We start from the raw sequence: 17,506 nt of genomic DNA, 5'->3' as shown, positions 1-17,506 counted from the left end.
GCTTCAGTTCACGCTTGCCGCGCCTGAAAGGCTTCGGGATTAACAACGATGTCAGGCATCCGGCCTTCAAGCGCCGCGAGCGTATTGCGGACCGTGAGTTCTTCCATACGGCGTCTGGTCTCGCGGGTCGCGCCGCCGGCATGCGGCTGCAAGATGATGTTTGGCGTGGAGCAGAGCGGATTATCGGCTCCAATCGGCTCTGCGTCCATCACGTCGAGACCTGCGCCTGCGAGATGGCCGCTGGTCAAGACTTCGATCAGCGCCGGTTCGTCAACAATAGACCCCCGCGCGGTATTGATCAGAAAGCCGCCGGGCTTCATCAGCGCGAATTCGCGACGGCCGACAGAGCCGCGCGTCTCGGCATTCAGAGGCAAATGGAGACTGACGAAGTCGGAGCCGCGAAACAGTGCGTCTCGTTCGACATAGGCGATCCCTCTCGCCTCAGCCGCAAGGTCGCGACTGCGCTTGTGATAAACGACCGTCAGGCCGAGCGCCTGGGCTGCCGTTGCGAGATAGCCGCCGATACCGCCAAGCCCGAGAAGACCGAGTCGCTTGCCTCTGATATCGATGGCAAGCCCGACCTGGTGTTGGCGCCATGTTCCGGCGCGCACGAAAGCGTCATTCGCAGGAAGATTACGCGCCAGCGCAAAAATGAGCGCCAGCGCCATTTCCGCGACGGTCGAGTTCTGCAGGCCCGGCGTATTGCAAACGAGGACGCCGCGGCGGGTCGCACAGGGCACGTCGATATGGTCGAGGCCAACCCCGCAGGCGGCGATCACGCGCAGATCGGGACAGCGACTGATGAGATCCGCGTTAAACTTGCAATACGCCGTTGTTGCAACACCGGACACGGTCGGCAGCAGCGCCCCAAGCTGATCCGGAGGCGGGAAATGCCCCGAGGGTGCGACAACGACTTCGCAACGGCTCTCAAGTTGAGCTGTGAGATCATCTGGCAGCGGAACCGCGAGCAACAGCCGCGGCTTGGGCGAGAGGCTCATCGCGTTCGCCGATCAGGAGCGGATTGGGTCGCTGCCATCCCAGCCACAGGCAGCGGCGTACATCATTTCGTACCGCGTCTCGAGCACATCGGTCATTTCGATGATTTCGAGCATGCCGGGGAGGTCTCGAGAGGTGTCGACATACACAACGCGGTTGCCGCGGGGCGCGCGGTCGGCGAAGGCAATCTCATAGCCATCGGAACAGTAGCGCGCCACGTCGGCGTCGAACGCCTTTGACCCGATCGCCCAATGATGGAAGCCATGACCGCGGCGCTCCACGAACTCGCGATAGACTGACGGCCCGTCATCATGCTGGCGGACCAACTCCACCATCACCCTTCCCGCAAACCCGATCGCAAGCGTCAGCTCGATCTCTGTTGAGGAGCCACGATAGCGCGCCTCCCTGGGTCTAAAAGGTCCGGTGACAAACCAGGGGCCTACGCCAAGCAGCTTTGAGTACAGCTTCATCCCGCTGGCGATATCCGGCACGGTATAGGCATACTGCACCACGGCGCCGACGGGCTGGCCAAAACCAAACGCATCCGTAGGCGACCTGCCCTCGCCGTTCCCCATCTGCGTTTACTCCCCAATGCTGTTCTTGGCTTCGGACGGTAGCGGTGGTCTCCAGGGCCGACAAATCTGAAATTCTCATTGTGGGCATGATCCGCGGCCATGGATGCGGCGCTCTTCAATGACCTGACCTCATGCTTCGCGTGACATTTTTCTGTGTGACGGTCAGCCGATCCCGGCGCTAAGCTGGGCTCAAGCCGCTCCTAGTGCGGCAGCCAAAGGGATGGACGTCATGGGAGCGAAGCGCACGCTGGCGGCGGTCGTTGTTGCGGCTGGGCTTTTCGGCTCGGCTCAGGCCTGCCGCGCCGATCAGATCGTTGTGACCAACTATGGCGTCACGGTCGGCGGCTGGCCGTACGCGGTCGCGCTAGCGAAAGGCTTTTTCAAGGAGGAAGGCGCCGATATCACGGGCATCCTCACATCCGCCGGTGGCGGAACGACGATCCGCAACATTCTTGCGGCGAACGTGCCCTACGGAGAAGTGGGGCCGGCGATCGCCATCCAGGCGAATCTCCAGGGCGCCAATCTCAAGATCATCAGCGACAATATCACCTCGGTCGCCGATATCGCCTGGGTGGTGAAACCGGATTCGCCGATCAAGACGCTGGCCGACCTGAAGGGCAAGAAGATTGGCTACACCAATCCGAAATCCGTCTCGCAAGGACTATCCGCATTTGTGATCCAGGCGGCGGGTCTGAAGCCGAACGAAGCTGAACTAGTGCGAACCGGCGGATTTGGCGAAGGCCTCGCCGCGCTCGACATCGGCGCTGTCGACACGACGCCGATCCCCGAGCCGCTGCTGGCGCAGAACGTGAAAAAATACCGGATCCTGGCGCGCGGAATTGATGTGCTTCCCATCATGGATAACACGGTGGGCGTCACAACTCCCGCTGCAGCGGAAACCAAAGGCGATGTGATCCGGGCTATCATTCGGGCCAGACGCCGGGGCATCGAGTTTATTGCGACACATCCGGATGAAGCGATCCCGATCATCGCAAAGCATGCAAACCTGCCTGAGGAGAGCGTCAAGATATCGCTGCAGAATGTTCTCGCAATCAAACCAAACGGCGTGCCCTACTTCGGCGATGGACGGATTCATCTCGGCGGAATGAAGCGGATCATGGCGTTTCAGAAGGAGATCGGCGCTATGGATCAGGTGATCGACCCGACGCAGTATATCGATTACAGTTACCTGCCTGACGCTCTGAAAGCGCCGGCGCCATAAAGCTGAAAGACGGGCCGCTCCAGACGTCGCAAAAAGAGGCGCAAGCGCTATGGCTTCTCGAATGCCGCCATTGAATGCGCTGCGGGCTTTCGAAGTGGCGAGCCGTGTAGGCAGTTTCACGCTCGCGGCGAAAGAGCTTTACGTCTCGCAGGGCGCAATCAGCCGGCATATCGCCCATCTCGAAGACTATCTCGGCGTCCAGCTTTTTGATCGCTGCCCGCGTGAGGTAAAGCTCACGCCCGCCGGCGCGCTTTACGCAAAAGAAATCCAGATCGCTTTTGATCGCATCCAGCGCACGACCACGACGGTGCGCGAAACGCGGCGGCGCAACAGTCTTCGAGTTGGCATCTTCCCGAGCATCGCCGCTTACTGGCTGATGCCGCGACTTGCCCGCTTCCGCACAGCCCATCCCGACATCGAGCTCTATATCACGACAACGAGCCATCCCGATCTCGATAATGGCGATCTCGATATCGCCAACTATCGCGGCAGGCTCGCAAGCTCCGCAGTAGAGTATCACCCGCTTTTCGACGTTGAACTACAACCGGTTTGCAGCCCGCATCTTGTCAACGGGGAGTCCAACGTCGATCCGGAAAAAATTCGCGGGATGCTTCTGCTCTGCTCGCAGAACAGGATCGAAGACTGGCAACTCTGGCTGGATCACGCTGGCGTTCGCGGCGTCGACCCGAACCAGGGTCTGAAATTTGAGAATTCGGCGCTCGTTTATCAGGCCGCAATCGACGGATTGGGCATCGGCATCGCGCATGCCAACGTGGTGCAGGGTGAGTTCATGAACCGCCGACTGATCGCGCCTTTTGAACCCGTGGTCAGAACAAATGAAACCTACGGTCTTGCGTGGCTCAAGTCGAAATCGAATCTTCCTGGATTGATGGAATTCAAGGATTGGTTCGTCGCGGAGTCCGCGACGATGGGACAGTATCCCCCTGCATGAGTTTTGGTCTTCCGCGCCATGCTTATTTTGTGTGTTGCGCAGACATCCGGCCTTCGTTGAAATGATCTCCAGAAAAAGCCGCGAAATGACGGCTTTAGGAAACGAACAAGATTGGGCGCAGGCGCGATGCAGCGTACGCTATTTGAGAAAATGTGGAGCGCGCATGTTGTCAGCGACTTCGGCGATTCGCGCGCTCTGATTCATATCGATCGGCATGTCGTGCATGAAGGCACCAGCGCAGAGGCGTTCGCGGGATTGCGGAAGGCGGCGCGAACTGTACACAGTCCCGACCTCACTTTCGCCGTCACGGATCATATCGTCTCGACAATTCCAGGGCGCAACGCCGACACATTTCCGCCGGGACGCGAGCGCGTGTCGCTGCTGCAGCAAAATTGCGCGGAGGCCGGCATTCCCCTGTTTGATCTCGACGATCCGCGGCAGGGCATTGCGCATGTGGTGGCGCCGGAGCTTGGCATCGCGCTCCCGGGCGCGACGCTCGTTTGCGGCGACAGTCACACCGCCACCTGTGGCGGCGTCGGCGCTTACGCCTGGGGCATCGGCACGACCGAAGTGCAGCAGGTGCTGGCGACGCAGGCGCTGATCGTGCGCAAGCCGAAAGCATTGCGCGTCAATTTTTCGGGGCGGGTGTCGGAGGGAATCTACGCCAAAGATCTCATCCTTGCGCTTATCCGCCGCTACGGCGTCGCCGCCGGAACCGGATACGCGATCGAATATGCGGGTTCGGTAATCCGCGGCCTTGGCGTCGAAGGGCGCATGACCATCTGCAACATGTCGATTGAATTCGGTGCGCGCTCCGGCTTCGTCGCTCCTGACGACACAACGATTTCCTATCTTGCTGAGCGTCCTTTCCGCCCACGTGGCAAAGACTGGGACGCCGCGCTCGCTTCCTGGCGCGAGCTTCGTTCCGATTCTGACGCCCAGTTCGATGACGAGTTCGAGATCGACTGCTCCGCGCTCGCGCCACAGGTCTCATGGGGAACATCTCCACAAAGCGTGATCGGCGTTGACGAACGTATTCCGGACCCGTCCGCGCCGCCGCATCCTGAAACCAGCGCCACAGTCCGCAAAGCTCTGGAGTATATGGAACTTGAGCCTGGCCGACCGATCGAAGGGCTCCCGATCGATATCGCGTTCATTGGCTCATGCACCAATAGCCGCCTCAGCGATCTGCAAGCGGCAGCCGAGATCGTGCGCGGACGGCGCGTGGCGCCTGGCGTGCGTGCGCTTGTTGTTCCCGGCTCGATGCAGGTGAAGCGCGCCGCCGAGGGGTTAGGGCTCGATCGCATCTTCTCTGAATCTGGGTTCGAATGGCGTAGCGCCGGCTGCTCCATGTGCGTCGCCGCCAATGAGGACGTCGTGCCGCCAGGCAAGCGCAGCATCTCGACATCGAACCGCAATTTCGAGAACCGCCAAGGTCCTGCGGCGCGCACCCATCTCGCGAGCCCGGCCATGGTCGCCGCCGCGGCGCTCAAAGGCCGCATCGTGGATCTGCGGAAGCTCGCCTCATGAGACCACACCCATGAAGAAGATCGAGCGTATTTCCGGCACAGCCGCGCCGCTGCTGGTTGACAACATATCAACCGACATCATTAGCCCGTCGATTCTTCTGCAATCGGTGAATGCCGATCTCGCAGGCGGCCTTTTCGGGCCGTGGCGATATCTTCGGGAGCGTGAAGAAAATCCCGACTTTGTCCTGAATGATCAACGCTTCCGTAGCGCGAAGGTTTTGGTGACCGGGAAAAACTTCGGCTGCGGCAGCTCGCGCGAGCACGCGGTATGGTGCCTGCTTCGCTATGGCGTGCAATGCGTCATCGCGCCGAGCTTTGGCGATATCTTCTATGAGAGCGCGTTCAAGAACGGTCTTGTCGCCGTGACTTTGCCAGAGGCCGAGGTCGAGAGTTTGGCTCGTGATCTAGTCGAAGCAAATGCGCCGCAGGTCGAGGTGGACATTCGCGACCTCACGATAAACGGCCCGCTGTCGCGTGTGCGACGCTTTGCGCTCGACGCCAGCCGTCGTGATGCGCTGCTCGATGGACTCGATGAGATCGACATTATCCTACGCCAACGCAGTGCGATAGATGACTTTCAAGCCAGAGCGAAAATCGAGAGGCCTTGGCTCTATCCGACCGCAGCCTTCACCGCGGAACGCTTGCGGGAGACCGGCTGATGCGCGCGCGTCCCTCTTTCCGCTCTCTGCTCGCAACCGAACGCCCGCTGATCAAGCCGGGCGCTCATGACGTCATCTCTGCGCGTCTGATCGAGGATGCCGGCTTCAAGGCGATCGCGGTTGGCGGCCTCGCATTACTCGCATCGCAGCGCGGCCTGCCCGATATCGGCCTCGCGGCGCTGACAGACATGGTCGAAGCGGCGCGCCATGTGGTCGAGGCGACTGATCTGCCTTGCGGCGTCGATGGCGACGACGGCTATGGCGACGTCAAGAGCGTTGCGCGAACAGTCATGGCGTATGAGCGTCTTGGAGTCGGCAGCATCATCTTCGAGGATCAAGACATCCGCGCAAAGCGGCCTGGCGAAGGCAAGACGACACGCGTCGTTCCCGCTGAGGAGATGGTCCGGAAGCTGAAGGTCGCCGTAACCACGCGCGACGACCGCGAAACCCTCATTCTTGCACGCACGGACGCGCATCCGATCGAGGGGTTCGACGCCGCGATCCGCCGCGCCGACGCTTATCTCAAAGCCGGCGCCGACGGAATTTTTGTTTCGGGTCTGAACGACCCGGCGGAGTTGCGGCGGATCGGCGCGCGTCTCAAAGGCGCAATCCAGGTTGCGACCGTCACCGAGCGGCTGCTGCACCTGATGCCACCGCCGTCCGAGCTCTGGGAGATGGGGTTTGGCATGGTGGTTTACCCGCAGTTCGTGACGACAAGGACGGCGGCGGCGGCGAAGGGCGCACTGTCGGATCTCAAGCGCCTTTCACAGGGTACGATCGCGCCGGCGAAGATCACGCAATTGCTTGATCAATCGGACGGCCTTCAGGCGATCGCACGACTGCCGAAATGGCTCAAATTGGAAACGGATTGCGGGTGAGCCGATGCTGCAGCCAAGGCCTCGCCTCGTCGCGGAACGCGCAGTCGTGACCGCGCCCGAAAGTTCCATTCATGTCCGTCTCGCTGGCGTGGAAAAAGTTTTCCCGGCGGTGAATGGTCGATCGCTCGTCCACGCCCTCGGTCCGATCGACCTCGATATCCGTCGCGGCGAATTCTTCGCTGTGGTCGGGCCTTCCGGCTGCGGCAAATCCACCTTGTTTGAAATTATCGCCGGGCTTGCCGAAGCGTCGGCCGGCGACATCGCATTCGAGGGCGCGCCGATAAAGGGCCAGGTTCCCGACGGCATCGGGGTCGTTTTCCAGGAAGACGCCTCCCTCCCCTGGCTGACGGTTCGCGACAACATTTCCTTCGGATTCATCGGTCGGAACATTCCCGAGGCCGAACAGCGCCGCCGTCTAGAATGGGTGCTTGAGCTGACTGGCTTGCAGGATTTCGCACTGAGTTATCCGGCTCAGCTGTCAGGCGGGATGCGTCAACGCGTGTGCATCGCGCGCACACTCGTCATGCAGCCCCGTCTGATCCTGCTCGACGAGCCATTTGCGGCGCTTGATCAGCAGACACGACTTGTCATGGGCGAAGAGGTGCTGCGCCTTTGGCGTCAGACAAACGCGACCGTTTTCCTGATCACCCATGCGCTCGATGAAGCGACAATGCTCGCTGATCGAATCGGCGTGATGTCATCGCGGCCAGGCCGGCTCATCGACCTGATCGAAACGGGCTGGGCGCGCGACCGCGACAGCAGCGTGATTGAACGTCCCGAGTTCGGGGCGATCACCGCCCGACTCTGGAAATCGCTGCGGCGGGAATCGACACCGGTGCAAAAGCCGTGAAAGCGCGCCTGCTCAGCGTCCTGGTTGTGGCGGCGATCGTCGTGCTGCTGGAGGCGCTCTGTCTGGCCGGCAAGATCGATCGTATGACAATGCAGGCGCCGCACCTCATCGCGCGCGATCTCTGGCGGATGCTGGCGTCCGGCGAGCTCAATGGAGCGATCTATCAAACGTTGAGCAACGCCTTCATCGCTTTCGCCAGCGCCATGGTCATTGGGGTCGCTTTCGCGCTTGTTATTCACGGCTTCCCTGCCATTCGCGAGACGCTCGATCCGCTGTTCTCGATCTATTATGCGATCCCGGTTCTTGCCTTCTATCCCCTGTTCATCGTGATCCTCGGGCTCGGCGACGGACCACAGATCATGATCGGCTTCTTGATGAGCGTCGTCGCCGTGATCGTAAACACACTGAACGGCCTCGATCGCGTTCCACGTGTTCTGAGAAAGCTTGCGAAGGCGCAGCGGCTTAGGCGTCTTGAAACGGTATGGCGGATCACCCTTCCCTCCGCCTGGCCCTATGTTCTCACTGGCGCAAAGCTCGCGGTTTCCTATTCATTGATTGGCGTCATCGCCTCGGAATTCATCATGTCTCGCGGCGGCATGGGTTACGAGATTAGCTTCTCGTATAACAACTTCGACAACGCGAAGATGTATCCGCTCATCCTACTCGTGATGGCTGCAGCGATCACGATCAACGTGCTTCTGTTTTCGTGGGAGCGGCGCTTGTTGCTGCGTAGGGGGCTTAAATGAGCGTCTCGCGCCCCGCGCTCCGCTATGGCGTGCTCTTTGTTGTGATCGTTGCCGTCTGGCAAGGCTTGCACTGGATCGGTGGGGACTCCGCTGTCACCTCGCCGATCGAGACCGCCAATTTCACCCGCAAGCTGCTGGCGACAGAGCAATTCTGGGAAGGCGCGAGCGAGACCTTCAAGGCGTTCTCCCTCGCATTACTTATTGCGATCGCGCTCGGGCTGACAATTGGCGTCTGGCTCGGCTTCCATCGACTTTCCGGAGAGGTGCTTACACCGCTTCTCATGGGCGTCGCATCGGTGCCAAAAGTGACGCTCTATCCAATTGTGCTGCTCCTGTTCGGTCTTGGCCTGTCCGCCAAGGTCGCATTTGGAGCTCTCCATGGCATCATGCCAATTGCGCTCTTCACCATTGGCGCCGTTGCAAATATCAAACCTGTTTTCGTCAAGGTTGGGCGGGCGGGTAAGCTCAAGCCCTTGCAGATGGCGCGCCATATTCTTCTACCTGCGGCGCTGCCGGAGATATTTTCGGGTCTTAGGATCGGATTTTCACTGACCCTCATCGGCACCATTCTTGCCGAGATGTTCGCTTCGCAGCGCGGCCTCGGCTTCATGCTGATGACGGCGATCGGGCTTCACAACGTGGCGCTTATTACGTCGCTCGCTCTCATTCTCACGATTTTCGCCGGCGGCGTCAGCATATTTCTGCTGTCGATCGACCGTCGCCTCCGCGGCCGGCTCTAGGCCGGCCCAATCGAAAGATCAGGGCCTCATCATGGAAAAGATCACTGCAGGCGAAGCGATCGTCAAAGTGCTCGAAGCCGAGGGCGTTACGAAGGTCTTCGGCATTCCCGGCGGGCATATTCTCAACGTCTACGACGCGGTGCTAAAGTCGCCGACTATGGAGCACATCTTGGCGCGTCATGAGCAGTGCGCCGCAAGCATGGCTTCAGGGTACGCCCAGCTTACGGGCGAGCCCGGCATTTGCACGGTGACGGCAGGTCCGGGCGCAACGAATCTTGTTTCAGGCATCGCCGAGGCTTTTGTCGGCTCCCTGCCGGTAATCATTATCGCGGCGCGGGCCGGCACCAATATCGCTTACAAGGGCGCGGCGCAGGACGTCGACACGACCCGGCTGTTCGAGGCCATCACGAAATGGTCGGTGCGCGTACACCGTGCGGACTCAATCGTGACGATCATGCGCCAGGCCTTCACAGTCGCCCGATCGGGAAAACCGGGGCCGGTGTTCGTTGACATACCACGCGACTATCTGCCCGAGCTTGTGGAGTTCGGCGACTATTTGCCCGTCGGCAGGCCCGCGGCCCCGCGAGGCAATCCAAAGGCGATCGCCGCCGCCGCTGACGCGCTCGTTGCGGCGAAGAACCCGCTGATCGTGGCGGGCGGCGGCGCGGTCGCGTCAGGCGCCGTGGGCGCGCTGCGTCGTTTCGCGGAGCGCCTCGCCATCCCCGTTATCACGTCGCTCGCTGGCCGCGGAATTATTTCCGACGATCACCCGTTGTCGGTCGGCGGACTCGGCGCGCATCGAAATCCGTTAAGCAAGCGTCTGCTGGCAGAGGCCGATTGCGTGCTAGGCCTCGGAACGCGGTTCGAGGAAATGGAGACGAACTGGCGGGCCGGATTTCTGCCTGATCCCAAAGCGACTTATATCCAAGTCGACACGGACGGCTCCGAGATCGGACGCAGCGTCCCGACGAAAATCGGCATTATCGGCGACGTCCGCGAAGTGCTCGAGGAATTAGACGCGCATGTGAAAACCTCGAGACATACGGTCGCGGACTTTACCTCTCATCCTCGGGTGAAAGAGTTCGCTACGGAGATCGCCAAGATCGAGCGTGATGCGGATGAACTTGCAGTCTCGATGACGCGGCCTATTCATCCGCTTGCGGTCATTCGCGGCGCGCGCGAGGTGTTTCCCAAGGAGTCGACCGTCTCCATTGATGTCGGCGTGCTTGCTCAGCAGATCGGCGGCGCCTTTCCATTCTTCAAGGTATACGAGCCGCGCTCACTTGTGGTGTGCTCCAGTTTCTACGGCATGGGCTTCGCCTCCGCCGGGCTCCCGGTCGCCAAGGTGGTCTATCCCAAGCGCCCGGCGCTCGGATTTGTCGGCGACGGCTCCTTCCAGATGGTGATGGCCGTGCTGCCAACGGCGGTCGAGCATCGACTTCCGGTGACCTGGATCATCCTCAACGACCAGTCGCTAGGCTCTATCCGCGACATCCAGGAAAGAGCTTTCGGCAATCGCATCTTCGCGACGGATTTTTCCTTTCAACCCGATTTCGCCAAGCTCGCTGAAGCTTGCGGCTGCTATGGCGAGACCATCAAGTCTGTCGCTGACGTAAAGCCTGCGCTGGAGCGGGCGCTGACGGCGAATGAAGAAGGCACGCCCGCCGTGCTCGACTTTCTGGTCGCACGCGAACGATTGCCGCAGACGCTCGAGTTCTTCCCATTCTATTCAATGTTCCCAAAGCCGGGAGAAGCGGGACCGAGCCGATGAAGGCGGCGCAGCTCTTCGACGTCACGGGCAAAGTCGCGCTCGTCACCGGCGGCGCGGCGGGGATCGGTCGAGCCTATGCTGAGGTGATGGCGGCCAACGGCGCCGACGTCGTTCTGCTCGACCGCGACGCAGCGCGTCTCGATGGCGCTGTGGGCACACTGCGCACGATGGGCCGCCGCATCGAGGGCATCCCGGTCGACGTCGCGGACCGTGCAGCTTTGCGCACCGCCATCGACGATGCGTTGCGACTTATGGGACGCCTCGATGTCGTATTCGCAAACGCCGGCGTCGCCGCAGGACCTGGCTTTCTCACGTTGGGCGGTAAACGCAACGCCGAAGGCGCACTCGACGGGATTCCCGACGCGCTCTGGGACACAGTGATCGCCACCAATCTTACATCCGTCGTCACAACCATCGCCGCCGTGACGCCGCATATGAAAGAAAGACGCGATGGTCGCATCATTGTCACCGCCTCAATAGCGGGATTGCGGCCTGGACCGATCGTCGGCTCACCTTATCTCATTGCGAAAGCGGCTGTGCTCCATCTCGTCAAGCAGGCGGCGCTGGAACTGGTTCGTTACGGCGTGCTGGTCAACGCGATCGTGCCCGGCCCATTCCTGACCGATCTGACAACGCCTGAACTCAAGACGATCTTCGAGGCCGGCAGTCCGATGCATCGGGTCGCGGACGTGGACGAGGTCAAAGGGCTCGCGCTTTTCCTCGCCTCGCCGGCTTCAAGCTACGTGACCGGCGCTCATCTGGTGATTGATGGCGGCGCCTCGCTCGGCCGCGCTGATTGAGATGAACATGGCGGAGAATGGCGGCAAACAAAATTCAGCAATCGGTCGGACATCCGCACGGATCTTCGACGTGTGCGGTCATGTGTCTGTAGTGACGGGAGCCGCGAGTGGTCTCGGGCTCGCAATGGCGGGCGCCCTCGCCGCGAACGGCGCGAAGGTTGTGCTGTGTGATATCAACGAGATCGCGTTGAATGAAGCTGTCAAATCATTCGGCAAGGCTGGCGCAAAGGCCGAGGCTTGCGTCCTCAATGTCGCCGACACGGAGACGACTCGCTCCGTGATCGACGATGTGGTGAAGCGGCATGGGCGGCTCGATAGTTTGTTTGCGAACGCAGGCGTAACGGCCGGCCCCGGATATGGACGGCCCGAGGGCCAGATCGAGAACGCCTCGCTTGACCTCTGGGACAAGTCTATGGCGGTCAATCTGCGGGGCGCTTTCATCACCATGCAAGCGGCGGCGCGGCAGATGAAGGAGCAAAGGCGCGGCGCAATCATCGTCACGGCGTCAGCCTCGGCGTTCGAGACATCGCCATTACCTGCCTACGCATATCATGCCGCAAAAGCCGGCGTCGCACATCTCACCCGCCTCGCCGCGCGGGAACTCGGTCCATTCAACGTCCGCGTCAATGCAATCGCGCCCGGCCCCTTTCCAACCAATATGGCGAGCGGACGTCTGAAAGACCCGGCTGTCGCGCCGCTATTCGTCAATAGCGTTCCGCTTGGACGTATGGGGCGCCTCGAAGAAATTGAGGGTCTTGCGCTGCTCCTGGCCTCCGAAGCTGGCAGCTACATCACGGGCGCCGTCATTCCGATCGATGGCGGCGTGATCCTCTGACGGCCGCGCAGGCGAATCTAGCCAAGGGAACCGCTCATCATGACAGTGCATGTCGACACCCGCCTTCTCATCAACAACCAAGACGTCGCCGCGCAAGGTGACGCCATCTTCGACCGGCTCAATCCAATGACGGGCGAAGTTGCGACGAAGGCTGCGGCCGCGACGGCGCGAGATGTGCAACTGGCGGCGGATGCGGCGCGCGATGCGTTCGCCGCATGGTCGGAGACCGGTCCAAACGCACGGCGTGCGCTTCTCCTGAAAGCAGCGGACGCGCTCCAGGCGCGCGCCAGCGAATTCGTCGAGGCAATGACGGCTGAGACAGGCGCGACGGCGCCATGGGCGCAATTCAACGTCATGCTCGCAGCAGGAATGCTGCGCGAAGCCGTATCGATGACGACTCAGATTGTTGGCGAAGTGATTCCATCGGACAAGCCGGGTTGCATCGCCATGGCGGTGCGGCAGCCGGCGGGCGTCGTCGTCGGCATCGCGCCATGGAACGCGCCCGTCATTCTGGGTGTGCGGGCCATCGCCATGCCGCTCGCGTGCGGCAACACAGTTGTTCTCAAGGCGTCGGAATCGTGCCCGCGTACGCATCTGCTCATCGGTGCGTCGATGCGCGATGCGGGTTTGCCAGCAGGCGTGGTCAACGTCGTCACCAATGCCCCGGAGAACGCGGCGCAGGTTGTCGAGGCCCTGATCGCCCATGACGCGGTCAAGCGCATCAATTTTACCGGATCCACAAAGGTGGGACGCATCATTGCCGAGCTCGCGGCGAGACGGTTGAAGCCTGTCCTGCTCGAACTGGGCGGCAAGGCGCCGCTGCTCGTACTCGACGACGCCGATCTCGATGAAGCTGTAAAAGCCGCAGCTTTCGGCGCGTTCATGAACCAGGGCCAGATCTGCATGTCGACGGAGAAGATTGTTGTCGCGGAATCCATCGCCGACGCGTTTGTCGCTAAGCTTGCCGCGAAAGCCAATTCACTCCCCGCGGGCGATCCCAGAGGCAAAGTCGTGCTCGGCTCCCTGGTAAGCACAGCCGCAGCAGACCACGTTAGCGCGCTCATCGACGACGCGTTGTCGAAAGGCGCGGTCATGGCGGCTGGAGGCGGTCGCAAAGGAACGGTCATGGCAGCGACTCTGCTCGACAAGGTGACGCGCGAGATGCGCATCTATTCCGAAGAATCGTTCGGACCGGCGAAGAGCGTGATTCGCGTCAAAAACGACGAAGAAGCGATCGCTGTTGCAAACGACACTGAATACGGTCTCTCCGCCGCGGTGTTCAGCCGTGACATCGCTCGCGCGATGCGGGTGGCGAAGCGCATCGAGAGCGGCATCTGCCATATCAACGGTCCGACAGTGCATGACGAAGCGCAGATGCCCTTCGGCGGCGTGAAGGGATCGGGCTATGGCCGCTTTGGCGGCAAGGCCGCGGTCGCCGAATTCACCGATCTGCGCTGGATCACCATCGAGACTGGCCCCCAGCACTATCCATTCTGACCTGCCATCGGCGAAAGGCTCTGAACATGGATCAGACATCGCGTCATGCAGCGGCAAACGCCGTTGCGTGGGGTAGCGATCGCATCGCTGATTTGCTGCGGTCTCTCAATACGCCCTATCTCGCGCTAACGCCGGGTTCGAGCTTCCGTGGGCTGCATGACAGCCTGATCAATCACCTCGGCAACGAAAGACCCGAGCACATTCTCGCCATCCATGAGGAAAGCGCGGTCGCCATCGCGCATGGCTACGCCAAAGTGACGGGAAAGCCGCTTGCAGTCGCGCTTCACGCCAATCTTGGCCTCATGCATGCGTCGATGGCGATCTTCAACGCCTGGTGTGACCGCGCGCCCATGCTGATTTTCGGCGCCGTCGGCCCGATGGATGCAGCGCTCAGGCGACCCTATGTCGACTGGCTGCACACCGCGACTGATCTTGCGGCGCTGATCAGACCTTACATCAAGTGGGACAATCAGCCGGCCTCTATTCCTGCGGCGGTCGAGGCGATCATACGTGCGCAACAGATCTCAAGGACCGCGCCGCAGGGGCCGGTCTATATCTGTCTCGACCAGACGCTGCAGGAGGCGGAAACTCCAACTCGCGATCCGCTGCCGAATATGCGCAGATTCGAGGCGCCTCGCTCGCCGGCGCCAGATCGCGCCAGCATTACAGAGATCGCGCAACGGCTTTCGTCCGCCAAACGCCCGCTTGCATTAATCGGTCGTGTTTCAGCGAAGCGCCCGGCATGGGATCGCCGAGTCGCTTTCGCAGAGGCTTATGGTTTGCACGTTTTGACCGATCTCAAGGTCGGGGCGAAATTTCCAACGCGGCATCCGCTGCATGCGGCCTCGCCTGGTCTTTCGCCCAGCGCCGACGCGTTGGCGCTCATCCGCAACGCCGATCTGATCCTAAGTCTGGACTGGATTGATCTCGGCGGCACGCTTTACCAGGCGTTCGGGAAGCCTTGGCCAGAGGTGACGGTGGTTCAGTGCTCGCTTGATCAATATTCCCACAATGGCTGGAGCATGGATCATCAGGCGCTGCCAGCGGCCGATATCTCGCTTCTGACTGATCCTGATCGCCTCACCGAACTTCTGCTGGCTGAAGCCGAAGCGTGTGGAATATCCGCCGCGCCGCCAGCGGGAGCGTCCTGGGCGGCGGCGCGGCCGGCGAGATCGGCGGGCGAGATCGGCATTGAAGACCTCGCGCGCGTCGTGATCGCAACGCTCGTTGAAGATCGTCCCTCCTATCTCCGTCTTCCGATCGGATGGCCAGGCGCCTTATGCGATTTCGATGATCCGCTCGACTACATCGGGTATGATGGTGCGGGCGGCATCGGCTCCGGCCCCGGCATGTCGGTTGGCTCCGCGCTTGGGCTGCGCGGAACGGATCGTCTTCCGGTCGCCGTGCTGGGCGACGGCGATTTTTTGATGGGCGCGACTGCGATCTGGTCGGCCGTTCATCACCGCATTCCGCTGCTCGTCATCGTCGCCAACAATCGTTCCTTCTTCAATGACGAACTGCATCAGGAGCGGATGGCGAAAATGCGCGGCAGGCCGGTGGAGAATCGCGGCGTCGGCATTCAGATTGATGATCCTGCGCCTGATCTGGCGATGATTGCGCGCGGCCAAGGTTGCGTTGCATTCGGGCCGGTAAGCGACATAGCTGACCTTTCCGACACCCTTCGCAACGCAGTGAAGCACGTGAGAGAAGGCCGCGTAGCTTTCATTGATGCGCATGTCCGCCGTGAATATGGCCGCGGCATTCCTGCGCAAGTCCTGCGCACGACAGATCAGTAAGCCGACAACGATGAATGGGCCTGCGCATCCCGCACTCCCCAAACTGAAACTTTACATAGGCGGCTTATGGCGCGAAGGGCGTGGCGCGTCTCTTACGCTGATTGAGCCGGCGACGGGTGAAAAGCTTGGCGAGATCGCGAACGCCAGTTCAGATGATGTTGATGACGCTGTGGCGGCGGCGCAGGCAGCGTATCCTGGCTGGCGCGATACGCCCGCGCTCGAACGCGCCGCGATCCTGAAACGCGCGGCGCAACGTCTGCGCGACAATGTGGCAGAGCTTGCGTTGCTTGAGACCCGCAACACAGGCAATCCGATCGCAGTCATGGAGCCGGAAGTAGGCGCCTGTGCCGATTTCGTGGACTTCTTCGCGGGTCTGACGACGGAGATGAAGGGAACGACCATCCCGATATCGTCGAGGGCGTTCAGCATGACTGTGCGCGAGCCACTCGGCGTTGTCGCGCGCATCTGCGCCTTCAATCACCCTCTCCTCTATGCAACCGCAAAAGCCGCGAGCGCGCTGGCCGTGGGCAACACTGTCATTATTAAACCGTCAGACTTGACGCCGCTGACAGCCTTGAAGGCAGCAGAATTATGGAGCGATCTATTTCCGCCGGGCGCCTATAATGTTCTGCCAGGCGACCTCGCAACCGGACGCGCGCTCGTCGAACATGCAGGTGTTGCGAAGATATCGCTGATCGGCAGCCCGGCCGCCGGGCGGGCCGTTATGCAGGCCGCTGGAGCCACGCTGAAAAAGCTCACGCTCGAACTTGGCGGCAAGAATGCGCTGATCGCTTGCGCCGACGCTAATCCTGCGGCGGTCGCGGAAGCGATCGTGCGCGGCATGAATTTCCGCTCCGTTACAGGCCAATCCTGCGGCTCGACAAGCCGCGTCTATTTGCATGAATCGATCCACGACGATGTTGTTGCGAGAATTACAACCTTGATAAGGAAGCTGAGGATCGGGCAGCCGACGGATTCGACGACAGACGTCGGCTGCCTTTCGAGCGAGGCCCAATTCAAGAAGTCGCTCGACTATATCGAGATCGGAAAGCGTGAAGGCGCGCGATTGGTGATTGGTGGCGGGCGACCGGCAGCCGCCGAGCTCGCCCGAGGATATTTTGTCGAACCAACGGTCTTCTCGGATGTAACCGAAGAAATGCGGATCGCTAGCGAGGAAATCTTCGGTCCGGTGCTATCTGTCCTGCGATGGTCGAACGAAGAAAATGTGATCGCGCGCACGAACGCCACACCATTTGGGCTCACCGCCTCGATTTTCACTCGCGACTTCGATCGCGCGCACAGCTTTGCATCGAAACTCCAGGCTGGCTATGTCTGGATCAATGATTCAGCCGCGCATAACCTTGGCGTGCCCTTTGGGGGCTCCAAGCAATCCGGCTTCGGGCGCGAGGAATCGATAGAAGAAATGTTCGAATTCACACAGAGCAAAACCATTAACGTTCGGCTGATTTCTTAATTCCGATAACTCGCCCTCAATTCAACAGGCAACACCAATATTCGCGCACAGCAAGAAATGGTCGTGGCTGAAGGCCTGAGGCGTCAGAGTCGCCAAACGGCGCGGCGCTCGCCGGGCCATCGTTGCGGTCGCCAAGCGACTGGCGGTCGTCTTTCACTGCAGGTGGATCGGCGGCACGAACTTCCG

16 protein-coding genes are annotated in these 17,506 nt (G+C 61.0%); 14 read left to right on the top strand and 2 right to left on the bottom strand.

What is annotated here, in order from left to right:
• Positions 1–8: 8 nt before the first annotated feature.
• Complete coding sequence (locus L8F45_RS29565; protein ID WP_342364053.1) at positions 9–998, bottom strand: 2-hydroxyacid dehydrogenase; 990 nt, start codon at positions 996–998, stop codon at positions 9–11.
• A gap of 12 nt (positions 999–1,010) precedes the next feature.
• Positions 1,011–1,571 carry a VOC family protein gene (locus L8F45_RS29560; protein WP_342364052.1) on the bottom strand — a complete coding sequence of 187 codons (561 nt, stop codon included), beginning with the start codon at positions 1,569–1,571 and terminating at the stop codon, positions 1,011–1,013.
• Between the two features lie 229 nt (positions 1,572–1,800).
• Here L8F45_RS29560 and L8F45_RS29555 point away from each other — a divergent pair, with 229 nt between their 5' ends.
• The 14 genes from L8F45_RS29555 to L8F45_RS29490 all read left to right on the top strand — a co-directional run bounded on the left by L8F45_RS29555 (position 1,801) and on the right by L8F45_RS29490 (position 17,320).
• Positions 1,801–2,793: an ABC transporter substrate-binding protein gene (locus L8F45_RS29555; protein WP_342364051.1), complete on the top strand. Its 993-nt coding sequence runs from the start codon at positions 1,801–1,803 to the stop codon at positions 2,791–2,793.
• Between the two features lie 94 nt (positions 2,794–2,887).
• Positions 2,888–3,745 (top strand): LysR substrate-binding domain-containing protein, encoded by an 858-nt coding sequence (locus tag L8F45_RS29550; protein WP_342364050.1) that lies wholly within the window; start codon positions 2,888–2,890, stop codon positions 3,743–3,745.
• Positions 3,746–3,871: 126 nt separating this feature from the next.
• Positions 3,872–5,275 carry a 3-isopropylmalate dehydratase large subunit gene (gene leuC / locus L8F45_RS29545; RefSeq protein WP_342364049.1) on the top strand — a complete coding sequence of 468 codons (1,404 nt, stop codon included), beginning with the start codon at positions 3,872–3,874 and terminating at the stop codon, positions 5,273–5,275.
• A gap of 10 nt (positions 5,276–5,285) precedes the next feature.
• Entirely contained in the window at positions 5,286–5,933 is a 648-nt protein-coding gene (gene leuD, locus L8F45_RS29540; protein ID WP_342364048.1) for a 3-isopropylmalate dehydratase small subunit, read from the top strand.
• On the top strand, positions 5,933–6,811 hold the full coding sequence (locus tag L8F45_RS29535; protein WP_342364047.1) for an isocitrate lyase/PEP mutase family protein: 879 nt from the start codon (positions 5,933–5,935) through the stop codon (positions 6,809–6,811). Before leuD ends, L8F45_RS29535 begins: the two co-directional genes overlap by 1 nt.
• Before the next feature lie 46 nt (positions 6,812–6,857).
• A complete protein-coding gene (locus tag L8F45_RS29530) occupies positions 6,858–7,661 on the top strand; it encodes an ABC transporter ATP-binding protein (protein WP_342364046.1) in 804 nt (267 codons plus the stop codon).
• A complete protein-coding gene (locus L8F45_RS29525; protein ID WP_342364045.1) occupies positions 7,658–8,407 on the top strand; it encodes an ABC transporter permease in 750 nt (249 codons plus the stop codon). The genes L8F45_RS29530 and L8F45_RS29525 overlap by 4 nt, the downstream gene beginning before the upstream one ends.
• Positions 8,404–9,147 carry an ABC transporter permease gene (locus L8F45_RS29520; RefSeq protein ID WP_342364044.1) on the top strand — a complete coding sequence of 248 codons (744 nt, stop codon included), beginning with the start codon at positions 8,404–8,406 and terminating at the stop codon, positions 9,145–9,147. Before L8F45_RS29525 ends, L8F45_RS29520 begins: the two co-directional genes overlap by 4 nt.
• Before the next feature lie 31 nt (positions 9,148–9,178).
• Complete coding sequence (locus L8F45_RS29515) at positions 9,179–10,918, top strand: thiamine pyrophosphate-binding protein (protein WP_342364043.1); 1,740 nt, start codon at positions 9,179–9,181, stop codon at positions 10,916–10,918.
• Complete coding sequence (locus L8F45_RS29510; RefSeq protein ID WP_342364042.1) at positions 10,915–11,718, top strand: SDR family NAD(P)-dependent oxidoreductase; 804 nt, start codon at positions 10,915–10,917, stop codon at positions 11,716–11,718. Before L8F45_RS29515 ends, L8F45_RS29510 begins: the two co-directional genes overlap by 4 nt.
• A gap of 124 nt (positions 11,719–11,842) precedes the next feature.
• Positions 11,843–12,553 (top strand): SDR family NAD(P)-dependent oxidoreductase, encoded by a 711-nt coding sequence (locus L8F45_RS29505; protein WP_342364041.1) that lies wholly within the window; start codon positions 11,843–11,845, stop codon positions 12,551–12,553.
• A 39-nt stretch (positions 12,554–12,592) separates the two neighbouring features.
• Entirely contained in the window at positions 12,593–14,050 is a 1,458-nt protein-coding gene (locus L8F45_RS29500; protein ID WP_342364040.1) for an aldehyde dehydrogenase, read from the top strand.
• 26 nt (positions 14,051–14,076) lie between these two features.
• On the top strand, positions 14,077–15,846 hold the full coding sequence (locus L8F45_RS29495) for a thiamine pyrophosphate-binding protein (protein ID WP_342364039.1): 1,770 nt from the start codon (positions 14,077–14,079) through the stop codon (positions 15,844–15,846).
• A complete protein-coding gene (locus L8F45_RS29490) occupies positions 15,785–17,320 on the top strand; it encodes an aldehyde dehydrogenase family protein (protein ID WP_342364038.1) in 1,536 nt (511 codons plus the stop codon). Before L8F45_RS29495 ends, L8F45_RS29490 begins: the two co-directional genes overlap by 62 nt.
• Positions 17,321–17,506 lie beyond the last annotated feature (186 nt).

This window comes from Terrirubrum flagellatum (assembly GCF_022059845.1).
Taxonomy (GTDB): domain Bacteria; phylum Pseudomonadota; class Alphaproteobacteria; order Rhizobiales; family Beijerinckiaceae; genus Terrirubrum; species Terrirubrum flagellatum.
Note: the sequence above shows the minus strand (reverse complement) of the source record. Positions and strands in the feature narration are given on the sequence as shown.